The 13,839-nt window shown below is 37.9% G+C and carries 14 protein-coding genes and 1 rRNA gene; 8 read left to right on the top strand and 7 right to left on the bottom strand.

Annotated elements, in window-relative coordinates:
- The first annotated feature begins 112 nt into the window (after positions 1-112).
- From mdtD to J678_RS18505, 4 genes are all read left to right on the top strand, one after another.
- Positions 113-1,504, top strand: coding sequence for a multidrug transporter subunit MdtD (mdtD, locus tag J678_RS18520; RefSeq protein ID WP_031956151.1), 1,392 nt, complete (start codon positions 113-115; stop codon positions 1,502-1,504).
- Between the two features lie 77 nt (positions 1,505-1,581).
- Positions 1,582-2,340 (top strand): GH25 family lysozyme, encoded by a 759-nt coding sequence (locus tag J678_RS18515; RefSeq protein WP_031956150.1) that lies wholly within the window; start codon positions 1,582-1,584, stop codon positions 2,338-2,340.
- Position 2,341: 1 nt separating this feature from the next.
- A complete protein-coding gene (dinB, locus tag J678_RS18510) occupies positions 2,342-3,397 on the top strand; it encodes a DNA polymerase IV (RefSeq protein ID WP_004883696.1) in 1,056 nt (351 codons plus the stop codon).
- A 321-nt stretch (positions 3,398-3,718) separates the two neighbouring features.
- Positions 3,719-4,072: a RidA family protein gene (locus J678_RS18505; RefSeq protein WP_004711002.1), complete on the top strand. Its 354-nt coding sequence runs from the start codon at positions 3,719-3,721 to the stop codon at positions 4,070-4,072.
- A 154-nt stretch (positions 4,073-4,226) separates the two neighbouring features.
- Here the strand turns inward: J678_RS18505 and J678_RS18500 are convergent, their stop codons facing one another.
- The 4 genes from J678_RS18500 to J678_RS18485 form a co-directional block, all read right to left on the bottom strand.
- Positions 4,227-4,727, bottom strand: coding sequence for a DUF2726 domain-containing protein (locus J678_RS18500; RefSeq protein WP_002048972.1), 501 nt, complete (start codon positions 4,725-4,727; stop codon positions 4,227-4,229).
- 315 nt (positions 4,728-5,042) lie between these two features.
- Positions 5,043-7,421 (bottom strand): YgiQ family radical SAM protein, encoded by a 2,379-nt coding sequence (locus J678_RS18495; protein WP_032027428.1) that lies wholly within the window; start codon positions 7,419-7,421, stop codon positions 5,043-5,045.
- 215 nt (positions 7,422-7,636) lie between these two features.
- Positions 7,637-8,896 carry an esterase-like activity of phytase family protein gene (locus tag J678_RS18490; protein WP_031956148.1) on the bottom strand — a complete coding sequence of 420 codons (1,260 nt, stop codon included), beginning with the start codon at positions 8,894-8,896 and terminating at the stop codon, positions 7,637-7,639.
- A 146-nt stretch (positions 8,897-9,042) separates the two neighbouring features.
- Positions 9,043-9,447 (bottom strand): helix-turn-helix domain-containing protein, encoded by a 405-nt coding sequence (locus tag J678_RS18485; RefSeq protein ID WP_022575122.1) that lies wholly within the window; start codon positions 9,445-9,447, stop codon positions 9,043-9,045.
- An 81-nt stretch (positions 9,448-9,528) separates the two neighbouring features.
- Here J678_RS18485 and J678_RS18480 point away from each other — a divergent pair, with 81 nt between their 5' ends.
- The 4 genes from J678_RS18480 (at position 9,529) to J678_RS18465 (ending at position 11,726) form a co-directional block, all read left to right on the top strand.
- Positions 9,529-10,014 carry a DUF2938 domain-containing protein gene (locus tag J678_RS18480; protein WP_002048933.1) on the top strand — a complete coding sequence of 162 codons (486 nt, stop codon included), beginning with the start codon at positions 9,529-9,531 and terminating at the stop codon, positions 10,012-10,014.
- A gap of 18 nt (positions 10,015-10,032) precedes the next feature.
- Positions 10,033-10,599: a flavodoxin family protein gene (locus J678_RS18475; RefSeq protein ID WP_002048904.1), complete on the top strand. Its 567-nt coding sequence runs from the start codon at positions 10,033-10,035 to the stop codon at positions 10,597-10,599.
- A 4-nt stretch (positions 10,600-10,603) separates the two neighbouring features.
- The gene (locus J678_RS18470) at positions 10,604-10,837 is read left to right on the top strand and encodes a DUF2798 domain-containing protein (RefSeq protein WP_002048955.1); all 234 of its coding nucleotides are present in this window, start codon (positions 10,604-10,606) and stop codon (positions 10,835-10,837) included.
- Positions 10,838-11,117: 280 nt separating this feature from the next.
- Positions 11,118-11,726, top strand: coding sequence for a lytic transglycosylase domain-containing protein (locus J678_RS18465; protein ID WP_006581200.1), 609 nt, complete (start codon positions 11,118-11,120; stop codon positions 11,724-11,726).
- A 51-nt stretch (positions 11,727-11,777) separates the two neighbouring features.
- On the opposite strand, the gene cysK is transcribed toward J678_RS18465, so the two are convergent.
- The 3 genes from cysK to rrf form a co-directional block, all read right to left on the bottom strand.
- Entirely contained in the window at positions 11,778-12,776 is a 999-nt protein-coding gene (gene cysK / locus J678_RS18460) for a cysteine synthase A (protein WP_031956147.1), read from the bottom strand.
- Between the two features lie 149 nt (positions 12,777-12,925).
- Positions 12,926-13,468 carry a GNAT family N-acetyltransferase gene (locus tag J678_RS18455; RefSeq protein ID WP_031956143.1) on the bottom strand — a complete coding sequence of 181 codons (543 nt, stop codon included), beginning with the start codon at positions 13,466-13,468 and terminating at the stop codon, positions 12,926-12,928.
- Between the two features lie 220 nt (positions 13,469-13,688).
- Positions 13,689-13,803 (bottom strand): 5S ribosomal RNA (gene rrf, locus J678_RS18450).
- Between the last annotated feature and the right edge of the window lie 36 nt (positions 13,804-13,839).

The following is a 13,839-nucleotide window of genomic DNA, read 5'->3' as shown; positions in this document are numbered from 1 at the left end:
CACAGTTGTCTTCAAAAGCAATTAGATTTAGTAAAGGGGTACTCAACATTGCCTTACTCTTTTTACTTTCAATTTGTTTTACACTAAGCGAAAACGTTAATTTTCAAATGTTATGAATGCCACGCCGACTCATCAAGCTTTGCAACCTGAATATCGCCTATTGGTTCTTTTGGTTTCCATTGGCTTTTTTATGCAGGCATTAGATACAACAATTGTAAATACAGCTATTCCTGCAATGGCACATCATTTAAATGAAGATCCATTACGTATGCATAGCGTGGTGGTAGCTTATGTTTTATCTGTGGCGGCCTGTATTCCTTTAAGTGGATGGTTGGCCGACCGCTTTGGTGTTAGAAATACGTTTTTATCAGCAATTGTTATTTTTACGCTTGCATCTTTAGGTTGTGGTCTTTCTCAAAGCCTTAATGAACTTTTATTTTTCCGTGTTATTCAGGGCGTTGGGGGGGCATTATTACTCCCCGTTGGTCGTTTATCACTTTTAAAAATTATTCCCCGAACTCAGTTTTTAGCTGCCATGAGTCTTATGAGTCTGGCAGGTTTACTTGGTCCTTTGGCAGGTCCCACACTCGGAGGCTGGCTCGTTGAAGTTGCAACATGGCACTGGATTTTTCTTATTAATATTCCAATGGGTATACTCGGTATATTAATGACATTAAAAGTCATGCCAAATGTAAAAGAACCTACAGTAAAATCCTTTGATCTTATTGGTTTTGTGCTCTTAGTCGTTGCAATGATTGGCTGGTCTTTAGGTATTGAACATATTGCCTCGCCTGAATACTCCAAATGGTTCAGTATTTCACTGTTAGTGGTGGGAGTAATCGCAACGCTTTGGTATGCCTATCATTCACATACACATCAAAATGCATTATTCCGTAGCCGTCTCTTTAGAAATAAAATTTATGCGATTGGTATTTTAGGTAATTTCTTCGCCCGCTTTGGTGGTAATGCCCTACCTTTTGTTTTACCACTCATGCTACAGGTCGCTTTTGGTTTTGAGCCATTCATTGCGGGATTAATGATGATTCCGCTAGTGTTAGGCTCGCTTTTCTCCAAGCCGATTGTTAGACCGATCATTCAGAAACTGGGTTATCGTCGTTTTCTGTTAATTAACACAACTTTAGTGGGACTATGTATTGCGTCTTTTGCAATTATGACTGTCGACACCCCAACTTGGTTTAGAGCTTTACACTTCTTCTTATTTGGTACATTAAACTCATTACAATTCGTAGGAATGAATACGCTCACCTTAAAAGATTTGCCTCAGCAAGATGCGAGTAGTGGGAATAGTTTCTTATCAATGATTATGATGCTTTCAATGAGTATTGGTGTTGCGCTAGCAGGTACACTCATCAATGTATTTACCAATTACTATGGTACAGCCCATGTAACAACAGCGTTCCATTTCACCCTTATTTGTTTAGGTTGTATTAATGTCATTACTGCGCTTATCTTTTGGCAAATTCCAAAAAATACACCTGTGTAAGCAGTTGCATTTTTAGCATGGTTTATATTTCTTAAATCACGCTATGATGTGGGCTTCATATCAATACTGAGTTTTGCATGACCAAGCTGGCAAAAACCTTTTCTGCACCACGCTACAATACCCTAATTGGGATTGTTTTAGCTTGTGTTATGGGGGTTCTGACTTACTTTGGTCTGTTCTACCAACAAAAAGCAATCGCTCAAGATTACCCTGTTCAAGGCTTTGATATTTCTCATCATCAAGAAGATATCAACTGGAAAAAAATATCCCAAAAAAAATTCCAATTTGTTTATTTAAAAGCAACTGAAGGCGGTGATTATAAAGACCCAAAATTTCAAGAAAACTGGCTAAAAGCACGCGAACATGGATTTCATGTGGGGGCTTATCATTTTTATCGTTTATGCCGTGATGGTAAAACACAAGCTGAAAATTTTATTGCCACTGTGCCCAACAAGACCGATGCTCTTCCCCCTGTTATTGATTTGGAATATGATGGCAACTGTATTAATGCGCACACCAAAGAACAACTACTTAAAGAAATAGGCATCATGCATGACCGCTTAAAACAGCATTATGGTAAACAGCCTATCTTTTATATTTCCAAAACTTTTTACCACATTGTATTAATAGGTAGTTTCCCTAATACACCTCTGTGGGTCAGAGATTACGAAGGAAAACCTGAGCTTAAAGACAAAAGAAAATGGCTCTTTTGGCAACATAGTAATCAAGGTAAAATTGAAGGCATGACCAAGCCAGTAGACTTAAATGTTTATGAGGGTTCAGTCAAAGAATGGCACCAATTTTTACAGCAGCAAGGCATCGTGAAAGCACAATAATATGCGCAAAATCATTCATATCGATATGGATGCCTTTTATGCATCGGTCGAATTGCGAGAACGTCCTGATCTAAAGCATCTGCCCGTCGTTATATCTTCACATCATCCCCGCGCTGTTATTGCGGCAGCTTCTTACCCTGCTCGTGAGTTCGGTTTACGCTCTGCTATGTCTATGAGCCAAGCAAGAAAACTATGTCCTCACGTTGTTATTATTGAACCTAATTTTGAAAAATATCGTGCTATCTCGGCTCAAATTCATAGCATTTTTCAACAATACACTACTCTTATTGAACCTTTATCTTTAGATGAAGCATACCTTGATGTCACTGAAAATTTAAAACAAATCGCGAGTGCGACCGAAGTGGCCATGCATATTCGGGAAGATATTTTCAGGCTAACAGGACTAACAGCTTCGGCTGGTGTAGCACCCAATAAATTCTTGGCAAAAGTCGCATCTGACTGGAATAAACCGAATGGCCTGTTTGTTATAAAACCCTCTCAGGTGGCCAGTTTCATTCAAGACTTGCCCTTAAAAAAAATTCCGGGGGTCGGTAAAGTTACCCAAGAAAAACTCCAACAGCTTGAGTTACATACGCTGGGTGACTTACAAAAAATTGAAGAAGCTGTTTTGGTTCACCACTTTGGTAAATATGGGCAACAGCTTTATTTATATGCCCAAGGCATCGACAACCGCCCTGTTCAAGCTGAACGTGCTCGTCAGCAAATTTCAAAAGAAACCACATTTGATAGTGACTTTACTTTAGCCCAGTGCCAACCCTACTGGCATGGCCTAGCCGAAAAAGTCTGGCAAAGTTTAGAGAAAAAGCAACTTAATGCTCGTGGTGTAAATATTAAGCTCAAACTTAAGAATTTCCAGACTTTGCAACACAGTAAAAGTTTTAAGAACCCAATTCATTCTCAACAAGACCTGATTCAAGTTTTATTCTTACTTTTAAATGAGATGCATATTCCCGAAAACTTCCAATTTCGGCTGATTGGTATTGGAGTTTATCAATTACAGACCAAAGCTGACGACTTTCAATTGTCATTATGGTAAGTGTTGTTTTTTTATACAAAAGAACAACTTTTAAACAAAATCTATTCCCTTTTGCTCAAAGTTTGAAGTAATCTAATCAGCGCATATTCATTACCCATGTATTTGCAACATGTCAAAAACAACCTTTATTTTTGGCATATCGTCCTGTGATTGGCGCGACGACCAAATCCGAATATTACAGGGCACTTAAAGTACATGGAGCTTGCCCATTCTTATAAATCACAACAATAATCTACCCAAATTCTTTTGCACTTGCTTGCACCTGCCTACTAACTCTTCATAAAATCGAACTATTCACTAAAGAAACTTTAGAGCATATTTATGACGGTAAAACGATTACACGTGACTTCAAGATATTGTGAAGTAGCAATTTCGGGTAATTTGGTTCATTTAGCAGGACAGCTCGCTGATGATACCAGCGTGGACATTACAGCGCAGACGCAACAAACTTTAGACAATATTGATCGCTTACTTGCTGAAGCTGGTACGGACAAGAGTCATATTCTTTCTGTCATGATTTTTCTAAAAGATATTGAAACGGATTATGCAGCTATGAATGCTGTATGGGATGCATGGATTAGCAAAGAGCATCCGCCTGCTCGTACTTGTGTGGAGTCTAAACTTTATGCACCTGATGTACTGGTAGAAATGACTGTCGTTGCAGTACTTCCTTAATTCTCATTGATTTTAATTAATAAAAAAACTGAGCAATATTGATTAAGATAGTGCTCAGTTTTTTATGTTTTTAGAAATTTTAATTTCAGCATTTTATTCAAATCTTCTTTAATGAGCCCTAAAATTAAATTGCTATAACATCTAGTTATAACTTTTAAGACTTCACGAAAGCATTTGAAATTCTCTCTAACTGAGGTGTGGCAGGTAAAGTTGCCATCTCAGATTCAGGAGTTAATAAATCTCTTCTTAAGTCATGATAATCAGGCACACTGCTATAACGAAGTACACGATACCCTGCAAGTTGTAATAAACGGCGCTCATATTGCTGATGTGCTCGACGTAGCCCATTTTCCTCAAGCATAACCACCACAAAAACCTGATAATTTTGATCAAGTACAACAAAGTCAGCCGTCATATTTTGATATTTGCGGCGAGTATGAGCATATTTAGTCGTTAATAAGGCATCAAATGAAACATGAGCTAATACAGTAAATTTAGGCAGTACTGTTTGTAAGCGGGTTAGTGTCATTTGTTCATGACTACTTAACACGGCGCGGCGCTTTAAAGCACTGTCTTGTTGATGCTTTCTTGAGAGACTTTTCACTGCCATCACGACAGTCAAAAAGAGTAATAAGATCGTAATTAAATAGTACATGGGTCCAATCCTTTAAGTTTTTTATAATGATTTTGCTAGATCACGCTTTGTTTTAATTGATAACGACATAGCCGTTTTTTTAAAAGGTTCACTTAGTAATTTCACTTGTAGTTATCAAGCTTGGCTTAAATTTAGCCACCCTCACATTATTTATAATCATAGAGTCAGCAACAATCAAGTGCAGTTCGTCAGATTTTTAGAATTTATCATTTTTCATTACATTTTTTAGGTTAAAAATTCTCAAAAATCTCACTATACGATTTAAATCCCCTCTTCAAAAATAAAAAAGGCTCTGTTTAAGAGCCTTTTTTATCATTATCCACGAGCTTTGGATTTTGGTTTACTTTTGCCACCAAATGGTCTCTTCTCACCTGTTTCACGAGGAGGTAAACCCGTATGTTGGGTAAGTACCTGACCTTTTTGTGGACGCTTGTGATTTGAATGATTATTCGTTTGCTGGTTATTTCGTTTAACTGAGTCACCTGCTGTAGACGAATTTTTCTTACGGGCAGATTTATATTCCCCTTCAGTACCTTTTGGCTGATAAGTCGGAATTAAATGCTGCTTTGAATTACCAATTAAATCGGCACGGCCCATTTCTTTTAAGGCTTCACGAAGTAATGGCCAGTTATTTGGATCATGGTAACGTAAGAATGCTTTATGCAAACGACGACGTTTTTCACCTTTTACAATATCAACTTTTTCAGTATAGCGAGCGACTTTAGCAAGCGGGTTTTTACCCGAATAATACATCGTTGTTGCAGTTGCCATTGGTGAAGGATAGAAAGTCTGTACCTGATCGGCACGGAAACCATTCTTTTTCAACCAAATAGCAAGGTGCATCATGTCATAGTCTGAAGTACCCGGATGCGCAGCAATAAAGTAAGGAATTAGATATTGCTCTTTTCCTGCTTCTTTACTGAAACGGTCAAACATTTGCTTAAAACGATCATACGTACCAATACCCGGTTTCATCATCTTAGATAGCGGGCCTTGCTCAGTATGTTCAGGAGCAATTTTTAAATAACCACCCACGTGGTGTTGCACCAGCTCTTTGACATATTCAGGGTTCAATACTGCAAGGTCATAACGTAAACCTGAACCAATCAGAATCTTCTTCACACCTTTAATTGCGCGCGCTTTACGGTAAAGCTGCACTAATGGTGCATGATCGGTATGCAAGTTTTGACAAACGCCCGGATAAACACAAGAAGGTTTACGACAGTTCTTCTCAATTTCTGGGTCTTTACAGTGCAAACGGTACATGTTTGCTGTTGGACCACCTAAGTCTGAAATAATGCCGGTGAAATTTGGTGCCGTATCACGGATTTTTTCAATCTCACGTAAGATTGAATCTTCCGAACGGTTTTGGATAATACGACCTTCATGTTCTGTAATTGAACAGAACGTACAACCACCAAAACAGCCACGCATAATGTTGACCGAGAATTTGATCATATCAAATGCAGGAAAACGAGCATCACCATAAGTAGGATGTGGCAACCGTGCATAAGGTAAATCAAATACATAATCCATTTCCTCAGTCGTTAGAGGAATTGGAGGTGGGTTAATCCATACATCACGTTCACCATGGCGTTGCACCAATGCACGGGCATTACCGGGATTAGTTTCAAGGTGCAAAATACGGTTTGCATGCGCATAAAGCACTTGATCATTTGCCACTTCTTCAAAAGAAGGTAAACGAATGACCGCTAACTCTCGTGGTGGTAATTTGTGTTTAATTGCTTTTGATTGCGCAGGCTTTAGTTGAACAATTTGAGTGTCGTCATCTAGTTTATCGCCTTCACGTACAATCGGATTTGCAACAATCTCTTTTTGGAAATTTTGATATTGAGCTAAAGAGTTACCTTTTTCTTTCTCAACCTCACAGCCATCAATATCTTCAGTCATGACATAAGGGTTAATAATTGGATCAACACGCCCAATCGTATCTACGTCATTACTGGCAATTTCAACAAATTTTGCTTTAGATGCTCTGTTATTTTTATTAATAATAAATGCTGTCCCACGAACATCTGTAATCTCGTGGATTTTTTCACCTTTAGCCAAACGGTGCATCACATCAATAATGGCACGTTCACCATTACCATACATAAGCATATCGGCTTTTGAGTCCATTAAAATTGAACGACGGACTTTGTCTGACCAATAATCATAGTGCGCAATACGACGTAAACTACCCTCAATACCACCTAATAATACTGGTACATCTGGGAATGCTTCACGACAACGTTGGCAATATACTGTTGCAGCACGGTCAGGACGTTTGTTCGGTTCATTATTTGGGGAATAAGCATCATCCGAACGGATTTTACGATCTGCCGTATAACGGTTAATCATCGAATCCATATTACCTGCGGTTACACCCCAAGCAATCGTTGGCTTACCTAAAACACGGAAGCTTTCAACGTTGGTCCAGTCGGGTTGCGCAATAATTCCGACACGGAAACCTTGTGCTTCAAGTACACGCCCAATCACACCCGATACAAATGATGGGTGGTCAATATAAGCATCACCACAGACTAAAATAAAGTCACACGCATCCCAGCCGAGTTGGTCCATTTCTTCTCGTGACATCGGCAAAAATGGCGCTGGTTCAAAACACGACGCCCAATATTTGTCGTAATCAAACAACGCTTTTGGCGCAGTTTGCATGGTATAAGCGGTAGACATGGCTTGCGAATCTCGGCTAGCAGATGAAGGAGAGACATCTAAAGATGAAAGCCGATCATTTTAACATGAATTTCATTCATTTTCCTTGTTTATAAAACATACGAAAACAATAATATAGAAATTAATTTGATTAAAGTTTATCCAATATTTTATTCTCGGAATAAATACGGCGGAATAAAATCCGCCGTAGTCTTAACACAATTTATTTATAGGCATTAGAACAAAGCTTTTGGCAAACGAATTTGAATAATCTCATTATCATCAGCCAGTTTTGCGTTACGCCCAGTCGACCCTGGGAAGTTATTGTCATTTAGTACTGTAAGCGTTGTGCCATTTTCAATAATCACATCTTCAATGGTTTCAAACGGGAAAGCAAAAACTTGTCCCGTACCAATATCCCCTGCTCTTGCTGTGCCATACAACATATTCGGGTTAGCAATTTTAATTAAATCGACTAAATCTTCACGGCTTACTAGCTGGCCTGACTCATTCAATTTAATACGAATTAATTTTTTATATCCGCCTAAATTATTCTGAGTTGCATCACGCTCAATAATAATGCCTTCTTTATCATTAAAGAGTTGGAAATCTCCAATGTTGGTTGCCTTGCTATCTAATTGGAACCAATAATATTTTCCTGTATAGGCTTTTTTCTTAATATCGAATTGAGAAATCAGTAATTGTCTTTCCGTTTCCCGAATTGATTTAATTGGCTTTTCTATAAGCGGGTAAAGATACTGTCCATCTGGTGAAATTGCCATTCCTTCAAAACCACCACTTTGCTGAACCAAAGGCTCTACAAAATTAATTTGTGCTTTATTAAACTGATTTTGTGGTGAACGTAATTCTTGAGCCGGATTTAATGGATTAGGTAAAGGAATTGGGGCATCTAATAACACACCATCCGCTGAAAAATGAAGTAAATAAGGGCCAAACTCATCCCCAATCCAGTAAGTACCATCGCTAGTCCGTTGCATTGACTCTGGATCAAAATCAGCACCCGTTAATAAACGCTCAGGCGTGTTACCATTTACGATATTAAAAGGAATTAACTTGTTTGGATCACGCAATTGAATAAAGCTTTGTACAGTAACTTGCCCTGTACCTTTGGCTTTAGTTTTAAAATCAGGTTTTAATTTATAAATACGAAGCAAAAAGTCAGAAGAATTATCTTGGGTACCAAAACCATTATCGGCCATTGCCATATAGCTACCATCTTCATTTTTTAATGCAGCCGAAAAACCTTGTACAGGCTGGCCTTTAAATAGCGGATAAATTCCATTTGCACCTTTTACATATGCACCAGAGTCTGGGCCAGCAGCATAGGTTTCTACAGGCAATTTGGCAAAAGAAATTAAAGTTGGTTCGGTAACGTTTTCTGCAGGTGAAGTTTGTTCTTGATCGTTATCATCATTACATGCCGTCAATCCTAAACTGGCACAGCATAATAATGCGACTAAAGTTTTTTTGCTCATGATTTTATACATTTGGTAAAAAATTAAGCAAATTTAATCAAGCTTATATGAAGTTTTTGCTTCAAAAAGATGAAATCTTTATGGCGAATATATGACAAACCCAACTATTCAATACAGTCACAAACTAAATAACTTCATCAAAAAAATTAAAGTTTTGTTGGCTGATATTCTCCAGCAATTGCTGCTTTCAAAAAGTTCTGAAAGGTTGGGCATTCCATATGATTTTCGGCTGGACAGACAGCTGCATGTTGTAATCCTTGACTAATAAAATGTAATCGCTTTGCCATTTGCTCTAGTTGTTCAGCTTTATCTTTTAGTTTTTGACGGTCAAGATCAGGCCGACCATCTTGTCCAAACATAGTAGCGATCTCATTTAAAGAAAATCCGGCAGCACGTCCTAAAGCAATAAGTGCCAGTTGATCAAGCACCTGCTTACCATACTGCCGACGTAAACCTTGCCGCCCAATCGACTTAATTAACCCCTTCTCTTCATAAAAACGTAGCGTAGCTGTTGTGACTTTTGCCTTCTTAGAAACTTCACCAATATCCATAACATCCTCTTGACTTCAAGTGAACTTGAACTTGCACAATAAATTTATCACGTTTCATACGTATAAAAGCAAGGTGTAAAAATGAATACCTCTACATTGTTCTTTCAAGCTTTATGTCTTGGTATTGGTGCAACAGTTATTATGGATATATGGCTGTTAATACTAAAAATATTTAAGATCCCGACCTTAAATTTTTCCTTTCTCGGACGCTGGGTAGGTTGGATAGTTCAAGGAAAACTCATCCATCAATCTATCGCTCAAAGCCCTCAAATTAAGGGTGAATATTTATTGGGCTGGATTGCTCATTATAGTGTCGGGATTATTTTTGCATTGAGCTTTCTTCTCATTATCGGCTCAGATTGGCTCATTCATCCTCAGTTTTACTCAGCACTAATCTTTGGTGTAGTCACTGTTCTAATTCCCTTTTTTATTATGCAACCGGCCATGGGTAGTGGTTTTGCTTCATCAAAAACCCCGCACCCTTTTCTGAACTGCTTAAAAAGCTTACTGAACCATAGTGTCTTTGGCTGTGGTTTATATCTCACTGCAAAAATATTTCAAATTTAGATAAAGAGGAAAATAATCATGAAAACTGTTGCCATTATTTACTATAGTCGCCAAGGACATACCCAATTTATTGCTCAGCAAATTCAAACTGGTATTTTAAGCCATCAAGATATTGAAGTAGATTTACTTAATGCTGAAGATCTTATCGAGAGCCCAGAAATTCTTAATCAATATGATGGCTTAATTTGGGGATCTCCTACTTATTTAGGTGGCGTATCTTCCAAATTAAAACAACTCATGGATGCAACAGGGCCATTATGGAAAAAGCAGAATTTTAAAGGAAAATTAGCAGCTGGATTTACCGTTTCCTCTCTTCCCGCTGGTGATAAACAATCGACACTAATTTCGATTTTTACCTTTTGTATGCAACACGGCATGCTCTGGGTCGGCAACCCGATTCTGCCCGAGCAACACCACGGTATTCCTTATATTCAAGCAGCCAATCGTCTTGGTTCATGGTCAGGCTTAATGGCTCAGGCTGAACATGGCAGTAATGCCGATAGGTTTGATGAAGGAGATATTAAAACTGCTCAACAGTTTGGAGAAAATTTTGCATTGACCTTAAGTGCTTATCAAGGAATATAAAACCATGAAAGCACAGAAACTTTTATTCCTCTTAATTTTATCGGGAATGATGTCTTTTATCGTTTCAGGTATTTCAACTTTTAAAGTAGTAGGACTAAATCATTACTTCGTTTCATTGTGGATATCAGCTTGGATTATTGCATGGATATTGGCTTTCCCAAGTGTATTGATTTGTGCTCCTGTAGCCCAGAAACTCGTTGACCTTGTATTTAAGAATGTTAAAAAAGTACGTCTGTAAGTTAAAACTTACAAAACTTGCGGTGATTTGCGGATATTCAGCTTTAGTATTATTTCATAATATATGAATCATAGAGAGACAGGATGTCTCATTGAAGAAGAATAAGAACGCAGGAAGCGGTAGTTGACAGGAGTTAGCTACATAAAGCTGAATACGAAGGAACCTCGACAGGATGTCGGGGTTTTTTCATTTCAATTATACAAAATTCTTACTTTTTAGATGTGCTGAGCAACAGAACTAATATTGATCCTATAAGTACGGCTAAATACCATCACTTTATTTGAAACTTCATTATTGGTTTTGTATTTTGCTTACCCCATCTTTAACCCAAAATCGTTTTGAACCATCACAATTACACATCCTTGGTCTGAAATTTTTCATAATTTTCTTGATGATCATAATGACAGGATGTACAAGCTTAGGCCCTAATAGTGGCTCATTTACTTGGCGTTCAAATAAGCTATCATCTGGTTTACAAAAAGCTTATTCCGTTCCACCGAGTACAGCGAATAGATTATCTCCTATGATTATTCAAAGTGCTGACAAATATAATGTTCCTCCACTTTTACTCGCGGCAGTTATCAGACAAGAGTCGAACTATAATAGTAATGCCCGCTCTCCGACTGGGGCTGTTGGTTTAACTCAAATTATTCCAAGCTATTGGCAACAAACTTGTGCTGGTAATTTATATGATGAATCTACAAATATCCAATGTGGTGCTTATATTTTAAATCATTACTATCAAACAGCAGATAGCTGGTTCAAAGCCACGGCCTATTATAATGTTGGGCCAACAGGATATGAGCGAAGCTTCTGGACCCGCCACAAAGCGAAAAAATATGCTCGATCTATTAAGCACCATCAAAAAAACTTAAAAAGTGCTCTATAAAAAACTTAAACAAAAGCCCATCAATGGATGGGCTTTTTTATGCGGTTAATTTTATTCGTCAAATAAACCTTCAAATAAAACAGAAGACAAATAACGCTCCCCACTGTCTGGCAGAATAACAACAATGGTTTTACCAGCATTTTCAGGACGTTCTGCAATTTTTGCAGCGGCTGCTAATGCAGCTCCACTTGAAATACCCACTAAAATACCTTCTTGAGTTGCACAGTTTCTCGCCCATTGAATTGCTTCTTCGCTAGTCACGGGTAAGACTTCATCTACAAGGTTCAAATCAAGATTCTTTGGAATAAAGTTCGCACCAATTCCCTGGATTTTATGCGGTGCAGGTGTAATGTTTTCACCATTTTTGGTTTGAGTAATAATTGGAGACTCAGCAGGTTCAACTGCTACTGAATACAAAGGTTTATTTTGAACCTGTTCAAAATAACGAGAAATACCTGTAATCGTGCCGCCAGTACCGACGCCCGCAACTAAAATATCGACTTGCCCACCTGTAGCTTGCCAAATTTCAGGACCAGTTGTGTCTACATGAATTTGTGGATTTGCTGGGTTTTCAAATTGTTGTGGCAAGAAATAAAGATCTGGCTGTTCAGTTGCTAATCGTACAGCCTCATCAACTGCACCTTTCATTCCTTTTGCGGGTTCAGTTAATACCAAATTAGCACCTAAAGCTTTTAATACTTTTCTACGCTCAAGGCTCATACTGGCAGGCATAGTTAGAGTAATTGGATAACCTTTTGCCGCAGCTACAAATGCCAATGCAATACCAGTATTACCACTAGTTGGCTCAACAATATGCATACCTTCTTTTAATACACCACGCTTTTCCGCATCTGCAATAAGTGCCGCTCCGATGCGGCATTTCACAGAAAATGCAGGGTTACGGCTTTCCACTTTTGCTAATATGGTTGCACCTGTTTTAATCAATCGGTTAATACGTACTAAAGGTGTATTACCAATGGCTTCGGCATTATTTGAATATACCGCGATACCTAAATTGTTGGGAGTTGGAAATTGCTGATCGGTAGACATGTTATATCCTTATTAGATTTGGAATGATTCTGAATCATTATAGGCTTGTCCAATAAACAGGAAAGTAGAAAAAGTTAAGTAATATGAAAAAATGACAGCTACATCTATTTTAGACAGAATAAAAAAATGAATTTATTAGATCATTAGAACTACCAAACTTCACCCTCTCGCCATTCTGCGCAAATACTATCGTCCTCTGAACTGTGTGAGAGTAGATCTTTCATATGGATACTCAAAGGATATAGCATAATTTCATAGTCATCGGTTAGATAAGTAGATGTATCTTGTTTGATGTACAAATCACCCCACCAAGTAGTCCAACCTAATTTTTTATAAAACGCTTCATCTTCTGGTTGTAATGCAGCAAGTTCATATTCCAAATCAGTTAATACTTCAACTAAATATTTTAATAATTGTGAGGCAAGCCCTTTACCTCTCATCGTGTAATCAGTGGTCACATACTCTACATAAGCAGTTTTTACATCGGAGCTACCATTTATAGTAAAAACTCTATCCGTCCATAAGGCATGTGAAACAATTTGATCATCTAATATACCCACGACATGAAATGCTTTTTGCATGAAAGCATATTGGCTCCAAGGATCTTCATCAAAAGCAGCAAAACACAATTCAGCAATTTGATTGCATTGATTTTTATCTAGATCTTGGGCTGCGATAATTTTGAACTGCATAGATGAAAACTCAAATTTAACTATTTATAGATTAAGCAAAGATTGGAATATTATGAAATGTTTTTTTATTACATTGAACTAAGACCCTATATCTCTAAAATAGAGTAACTGTATAAATCTGATTTTTAGTTATGTGTTTTCTATGAATTAAATTTTCACTTTATACCGCGCAATAAAAAACACCCCGACCTCTTTTGAGATTGGGGTGTTTGGAATAATGAGCTGGCGATGACTTACTCTCACATGGGTAACCCCACACTACCATCAGCGCTAAGAGGTTTCACTTCTGAGTTCGGGAAGGGATCAGGTGGTTCACTCTTGCTATGGTCGCCAGCACAACTGTTATGGATACTTGCTTTGGTCTTATTGAC

This window comes from Acinetobacter sp. 1424608 (genome assembly GCF_000588255.1).
Classification (GTDB): Bacteria; Pseudomonadota; Gammaproteobacteria; order Pseudomonadales; family Moraxellaceae; genus Acinetobacter; species Acinetobacter nosocomialis.
This window is presented reverse-complemented; position numbering and strand designations above follow the sequence as displayed.